At 59.3% G+C, this 7,221-nt stretch carries 4 protein-coding genes; all 4 read left to right on the forward strand.

What is annotated here, in order from left to right:
* The first annotated feature begins 65 nt into the window (after positions 1 to 65).
* Positions 66 to 2,072: a murein biosynthesis integral membrane protein MurJ gene (gene murJ, locus RIN13_RS06185; RefSeq protein WP_309106458.1), complete on the forward strand. Its 2,007-nt coding sequence runs from the start codon at positions 66 to 68 to the stop codon at positions 2,070 to 2,072.
* A gap of 168 nt (positions 2,073 to 2,240) precedes the next feature.
* Entirely contained in the window at positions 2,241 to 3,830 is a 1,590-nt protein-coding gene (locus RIN13_RS06190; protein ID WP_309106459.1) for an ABC transporter substrate-binding protein, read from the forward strand.
* 289 nt (positions 3,831 to 4,119) lie between these two features.
* A complete protein-coding gene (trxB, locus tag RIN13_RS06195) occupies positions 4,120 to 5,076 on the forward strand; it encodes a thioredoxin-disulfide reductase (protein WP_309106460.1) in 957 nt (318 codons plus the stop codon).
* A gap of 51 nt (positions 5,077 to 5,127) precedes the next feature.
* Complete coding sequence (gene trxA, locus RIN13_RS06200; RefSeq protein WP_309106461.1) at positions 5,128 to 5,454, forward strand: thioredoxin; 327 nt, start codon at positions 5,128 to 5,130, stop codon at positions 5,452 to 5,454.
* The last annotated feature ends 1,767 nt before the right edge of the window (positions 5,455 to 7,221 follow it).

Below are 7,221 nucleotides of genomic sequence, written 5' to 3' on the forward strand. Positions count from 1 at the left end.
CTGCGACTCATGCCATTCACCCCCGCTGACAGGTGTACCCTCTTGCGAGTGAGACGATGAAGGCAATGTCAGCAGCCAAACCAGAACCCGCCGAAGGCGGATCAGCCCACGCAGGAGAGGCCCGTTCCAGCGCCATCATGGCGGCTGGCACCTTGATCTCGCGCTTTTTGGGCTTCGGTAAGACGTGGATGCTTGCTTTCGCCCTGGGTCTGGGATCCACGGTCAATGACACGTTCATCAACGCCAACAATCTGCCCAACCTCATCTTCCTCCTGGTGGCAGGCGGGGTGTTCAACGCGGTCCTGGTGCCGCAGATCATCAAAGCGAGCAAGGCTCCGGACAGGGGAGCCGACTACATCAGCCGCCTGTTGACCCTGGCGGTTCTTGTCCTCCTCACTCTTACCCTCCTGGTGACACTCTTCGCACCCCTTGTCATCGATCTGACCACGCAGAACTACTCCCCGGAACAGAAATCGCTGGCAATTTCCTTTGCCTTCTGGTGCCTGCCGCAAATTTTCTTTTACGGGCTGTATGCACTCCTGACCCAGGTCCTGAATGCCAACGGGGCATTCGGCCCGGCCATGTGGGCTCCGATACTTAACAACGTCGTTGCGATAGCCGGGCTCGGCATGTTCATCTGGATCCTCGGCCCGAATGTCACCAATCCGCACACCTTGGAAACCTGGGGACCGTTCCAGACGTTCCTGGTGGCGGGCTTTTCGACCATTGGCGTCGTCGCCCAGACGGTCATCCTGATGGTCCCCGTGCTGAGGCTCCGCCTAAGGCTTCGGCCCCGCTTCGGCTGGAGGGGTGTGGGACTGGGGCAGGCAGCAAGGCTGAGCGTCTGGACGCTCCTGACGGCCGCCGTCGGGCAACTCGCTTTCCTGTATGTGATGCGTATTGCCACCATCCCTGGCGCTGAACGCCTACGCCTCGAACAGGCGGGGGATCCGGCCGCAGAGCGGCTCCCGGGAAACGCCATCCTGGAAGTCGCCAGCCAGCTGTACCTCCTGCCGCATTCGATCATCGCGCTGTCTTTGGCCACGGTGTTGTTCAACCGGATGACCAGGGCATCACAGGACGGAAACCGTGCGGCGTTGCGCGATGCCTTGTCCCACGGGTTGCGCACCATGGCTGTGGCCACGGTTTTCGGAGCCCTGGCGCTGTTCGCCCTTGCCGGGCCCCTGGGAATGTTCTTCTCCGGCGGAAGGGAGCAGGACGGCGTGATGCTCGCCCAGACGCTGACTATCCTGGCTCTCAGCACGCCTTTTATGAGCGCCAACTTCATGATGTCCAGGGTGTTCTATGCCAACGAGGATGCCAGGACGCCCTTCTTCATCCAGTTGATTCTGGCACTCGTCAATGTTGTGGCGGCCTTCTTCATCCAGTTCCTTCCGGCTGATCAGATTATCTTCGCCATCGCCATCCTCTACACGGGCGGCAACATCCTCTCCGTCATGGTCAGCGCCGCCTTCCTTCGCCGGCTTCTGGGGCATCTGGACGGTCCGCGTGTCGCCAATTCATATATCCGGATGGGGTATGCGGCGTTGGGTTCCGCCTTGACTGGAGCTGTGGCCCTGTATCTGATGGGAAGCTACCAGGAAGACGGCTTCGCGTGGAGCGGCCGGATCCAGGCGCTGGTGACCATCGCCGTCGTCGGTCCTGTAATGCTGGTTACTTATCTTTTCCTGCTGAAGGCTTTCCACGTCTCCGAGTTGCGGGACCTTCTGCGGCCGCTGCTTGGCCGTCTGGGCCGCGGTCCGGCCGCTGCGCCGGCTGCTGAAGGGACGCCGTCGGAATCGCCGGACAGAGCTACCGTTTCTGTGGACACTGGCTTAATCCCCCGTATCTCGGGAGAATTCGATGCTGCCTCATTCCGGGCAGGGCCAAAGATGGAACACGACGACGACAACGCGGGCACCGGGGCCGGGTACCTTCCTGCCGAAGAAATTCCCAACACCGCCCGCGGGAGCATGGTCCGCCAGGAGATCCCCCTGCCGGGCCGCAGGACCTATCAGGGTACGGCCGGACACAACCCGTATTTCCGCACCCGCAGGAAAAAGAAAAAATGACCGCTGCCCGGCCTGGCCCTGATTCCCACGGCAACTGCGAGGCATCGGCTAGGATCAGAAGCTAACAAGGGTAGTTGCCAACCAAGGATCAACGGACGTTCCGGATGATCCGTGATCACTGAGGGGATCATTCTGGCCAGCACTTCCCGGACAGTCTAGGAGGAACCAGTGTCCCACCCGATCGACGTCGGATCAGTACTTGGCGGCCGCTACAAGGTCACCGCAACAGTGTTGACCTCTCACGACCAGGATCTGGTGCTGGATGGTGTGGATCAGGTTCTCAACCGTCCAGTCAGCATTTTGGTCGCGGGGCAGGGCAACGCGGACCAGGTGGCCCAGAGCGCACGTGAAGTGGCCACTGGCGAACGCCCCGGGAGCGTCCAGATCCTGGATCTGGGAGTCAGTGATGCCACCACCTACCTGATCACCAACCACACCTCGGCGGCCGATCTGCTTGATTTGGTGGTGGCGTCCCACACACCCTATGTGGAGCCGTTTTTCACGGACACCCTGGGTAGTGAGATCTTTGGCCAGCCACGCTCAAAGGAACCTGAGACTTACGACGGACTCTACGACGACGAAGAAGTCGACGCCGGGGTCATCAATTACCACAACGTGCAGCCGGCTACCCCGCAACGTCCCGCAACTCAGCCCTCGGCGCCTCCCCGTCCTGCCCGTCCGGCCTCCGCCCCCTCGTCCCCGCCCTCTTCCGCTCCCTCAGGGCGGACAGGTGCCAGCGCTGCTGGAGCAGCCGCGGAGGCTGCAGGGTTTGGAGCAGCTGCGGCATCCGGTCTTGGTACCGCACCCGGGGCATCCCCGGCACCGCGCACCGCTGCGCAGCCAGAAGCCCCATCGTCGCCCCCTCAATCCACTGTGTCCCAGCCTGTGTCCTCTGGTAACGGCAGGCCGGAAACTGTCACCGGACCTGCTGCTGGGACAGCACATTCACCGGCCGAATCCCCGAAAGTCTCTCTCTGGGCGGAGGATGACTACGACTATCCGGCCGGGTCCGGTAACGACTCCTACGACGCTGACGGTGCGGATGCGCGCAGCAGCTACGTTCCTGCTGGATCCACCCAGGATGCTGACACTGACTACGACGACGAACCGAAGAGCGAACCACGGTCGATGCGTTGGCTCGTAGGCGGGCTCCTCGCGGCAGTGTTGATTGTCGGCCTGGTCTTCGCGGTAGGCAATCTGGGTAGCCTGTTCAAGTCCGAACCCAAGGCTGATCCCGCCCAGGAACCTGTTGCTACGGCTCCACAAGCATCAGGGGAGCCTACGCAAACCGAAAATGCTGCGCCGGCGGGTCCTCCCGCTGTGGAGGGCGTGACCCGCCTTGGTAACTTCGACTTTGCGGCCACGTACGATGGCGATCTGTCCAAGACCTTCGACGGGAACGCAGCCAGCTACTGGTCGGACATGGAATTCGCCACTGACAACTGGGGCGGTTTGGCCACGGACGGCGTTTCGCTTGTTGCAAAGTTGAAGAGTCCGTCACGTATTTCGTCGATTACGCTCAGTCAGTTGGGGGCCTCCGGCGGAAGCATCAGCGTACTCACCAATGACCGTCCCTCGCTGGATGGAGCGAAGCAGGTGGGAACAAACAGTTTCACCTCGCTGGATCTCACCATCCCGCTGTCCGAACCCGTCAACGCCCAGTATGTGATTGTGTCCATCAAGACCCTTCCTAAATTGGCTGCGCCGAAGACCCGTTTCGGCTACGGCCTCCGGCTCGCTGAGATAAAGGTCCAGTAGCAGGGGTTCACCGTCGTTCAGTAGCTTTGTTCGTCTTTGGGATGCATAGCTGGTTCATTGCTGAAGTTCGCTGCACCCCGTTGCTCAATCGCGCGATGCATTGCCCGTGTTCGATGAGCAGCTGACTCCGGTAATACGAATCCACGCCTTGCCCACTCGGACGGTACCCTGAGTGGTGGTGTCTCCGCGGTATGGGGAGCGCCCGGAATATTCAGTTGGAAGATCGAGTTGTGCCATGTGCCCGGCCATTGAGGCGGGCACATCGACCAAGGAAGAGGTTCACCGTTCAGTGAGCAACGCAGAAAATGCCACGTCAGACGTGCGTGATGTCATCATTGTCGGCTCGGGCCCTGCTGGTTACACCGCCGCGGTTTACACGGCACGTGCCAATCTGAAGCCGTTACTTCTGGCCGGATCCGTCACTGCCGGCGGCGAACTGATGAATACCACTGACGTCGAAAATTACCCGGGATTTCCCGAAGGCATCATGGGCCCGGATCTCATGGAGAACTTCGAAAAGCAGGCTGCCAGGTTTGGCACGGAAATCCAGTTTGAGGACGTTACAGGGCTGGCGCTCGATGGCGACATCAAGACCGTGACAATCGCCACGGGGGAGACCTTCCGTGCACGCGCCATTATTCTTTCCACTGGTTCGGCATACCGGGAGCTGGGTCTTCCCAATGAAAAACGGCTTTCCGGACATGGAGTCAGCTGGTGTGCAACCTGCGACGGTTTCTTTTTCAAAGATCAGGACATCGCTGTGATCGGTGGGGGTGACTCCGCTATGGAGGAGGCTCTCTTCCTGACGAAGTTCGCGAAGTCCGTCACAGTGGTTCACCGCCGCGACACCCTGAAGGCTTCAAAGATCATGGCCGACCGTGCGCTTGCACACGAAAAGATCAGCTTTGTGTGGAATTCAGCCGTCGAAGACATCCTGGGCGCGGAGAAGGTCACCGGTCTGAAGCTGAAGAATCTTGTCGATGGAACCGAATCAGACCTGGCGGTAACCGGAGTGTTCGTGGCTATCGGCAACGATCCCCGAACAGAGCTCATCAAGGACTCCTTGGAACTGACTCTCGAGGGCACTATCGCAGTGGAGGGCCGCAGTTCCAAGACCAGCATCCCAGGTGTTTTCGCCGCTGGTGACGTAGTTGACCCGACCTACCGGCAGGCCATCACCGCCTCGGGGTCCGGCTGCGTTGCTGCAATTGATGTTGAGCACTACCTCGCAGATTTCCACGCCTGAGATTCAGACGATTCACGGCGCCGCTACAAAATTAGGGAGAAAGACAAGGGTATGAGTAACGCAAAAGACGTAACAGACTCCAGTTTCGGCACTGACGTGCTGGCCTCAGAAAAGCCGGTTATTGTCGACTTCTGGGCCGAGTGGTGTGGCCCCTGCCGTAAGCTGAGCCCCATCCTGGATGAGATCTCGGTGCAGTACGGGGAAAAGGTGGAAGTCGTCAAGGTGAACGTGGATGACAATCCGGCAATCGCCGCCGAGTACGGCATCACCTCGATTCCCGCCGTCTACTTGTTCATGGATGGCGCAGTGAAGAGCACCGTGATCGGCGCCAGGCCGAAGCAGTTCTTCGAGAAGGAATTTGCCGACGTCCTGTCCTGACCTGGACAAGGACGGTTAGCGTAGCGCCAGTTAGCTGAAGGCGGTCCCCACGAGGGGGCCGCCTTTGTTTTGCCTGCCACAAATGATCGGGCTGGTCCGAGGGGGTTCCCTTCTGATCGGAGTAATGCCATAAAATCAACGGTTTATCGTTGTTCTATTCGCATCTTTTGCTGAAAAGAGAATCTGACGTCGACGGAACTCCGGTGACCATTTCCTGGCGGGATACGAGCCGGTCTTGCAGGAGAAACACTCCCGTTCAACGCTTTGGCTACCCTTCCTCGAACCCGGGCGTCTTGTGGTCCGGGGTTTTGAACGAGAACCCGTCGGGAGGCCAAGGTGGCGCTCTACCCATGCTGGCGCTGCGGGAACTGCCAGTGCTCATTGACTGCATGCGGTCCCAATGTTTCACGTGAAACACAGGGTCTTGGTGACCGGATCCAGTGGACTTTCGGAACAGAACACTTCCAGTTCGCCTGACGGAAATCAGCAAACCAAACACTGGAAACGCTGAAATCAACGCTACAGTGCATTGCGCAGAACGGTCGTTGCCCAGGTATCTCGCTCTGCCTCTCTCGACACGCCGACGGTCTAGTTGCTTCTGGTCACCTATTCACGTGGCAGGCCGGGAGGTACGGGGTGTGGAGTGGCACTCTGAAACCATACCGAGCTACAACGAGCCTGCGGGGACGACTTCTCATTGCTTCATGCGTCGTAGAAGGAATGGAATTGGGCATACCGAATCCGGGCTGGTTTCAGCTGAGGTTCTGTTCTGCGAAGTTCCTACACACACTGCAAGCTGCAGGGGGCGTTTCACGTGAAACACGCTTTGCGGCAGGGCAACGCGGGATCATTTCATTCAGCGAGCGTCGTCGAAGCGGGAGTCGTTAAGGCTGCCGGATGTACCAAAGTCGGGGTAGGGCGTCCGATGCCAGCTCACGATGTTGTGTCCTTGTTTCCGGCAATCTGCGTCGGCGATGAGATGGATTCACAATCGATCGGACTAGAAGTCTACTGTGCAGCAGGAGTCGCGCCACAGGGCCGGTCGTGTCTTCAAAGCCCATCTCCGCGTTTTGATGGAGAATGAGCTGCTTCGACCTCAACTGCCAATTATGGAGGTTCACAACAAGCGCGGCGACTTCGGCCTTCGACTTTGCCATACCCATCGTAGGCCGAAATGGGCGCCGCGATTCGTTTTCGAATCAAAACTCACCACCCATCCTGGTCGGAGCAGCGGTACGAATATTGAGAGTGGCGAAGTATCCAAGGGACGCAGATCGATCTACTGCTGGTTGGTCGCTGCGCTTGTGGCTCGCTATTCATGGCATTGCAGGGCCTACTTCGCGACATGCTTAACGTCGGCGGCCTGTTTCACGTGAAACAGAACAGTAGGTGGCCCGAGTCGCTCGATGAGGCATATGTTTCACGTGACCAGTGGAGAGGTATCGAGCCCATCAGACGGAGCTCATGATCTATGACCGCCTCCGCCGTACTAACGGTGAACCGTGGCGGCATTGTTCCTGAGCATCCGCGCGCCACGGGAATCAGACAAAACAGACAGCAGGGTGACAGTGCCCCGACCTACGCTCGAACTATGGAGAACTCGAGCGGCACAGCAAAGCCACGGCTGCAATCCTCCGCTACATGGGCTGACACCTTGTTGCAACGTTCACCGCCGAAACCGACCACGGCCGGCCCAGTCGATAGAACGTTGTCCTTCCCAGCGTTCAAAGACAAGGATTCCGCCACTGCATTGACAGGTGAGGTTCT

The sequence above is a fragment of the Arthrobacter sp. genome (assembly GCF_031179985.1).
Taxonomy (GTDB): Bacteria; Actinomycetota; Actinomycetes; order Actinomycetales; family Micrococcaceae; genus Arthrobacter.

What these genes read in the sequence shown, in the direction of transcription:
- murJ (WP_309106458.1), top strand. Translation starts at nt 66, where the DNA reads ATGTCAGCAGCCAAACCAGAACCCGCCGAAGGCGGATCAGCCCACGCA.
- trxA (WP_309106461.1), top strand. Translation starts at nt 5,128, where the DNA reads ATGAGTAACGCAAAAGACGTAACAGACTCCAGTTTCGGCACTGACGTG.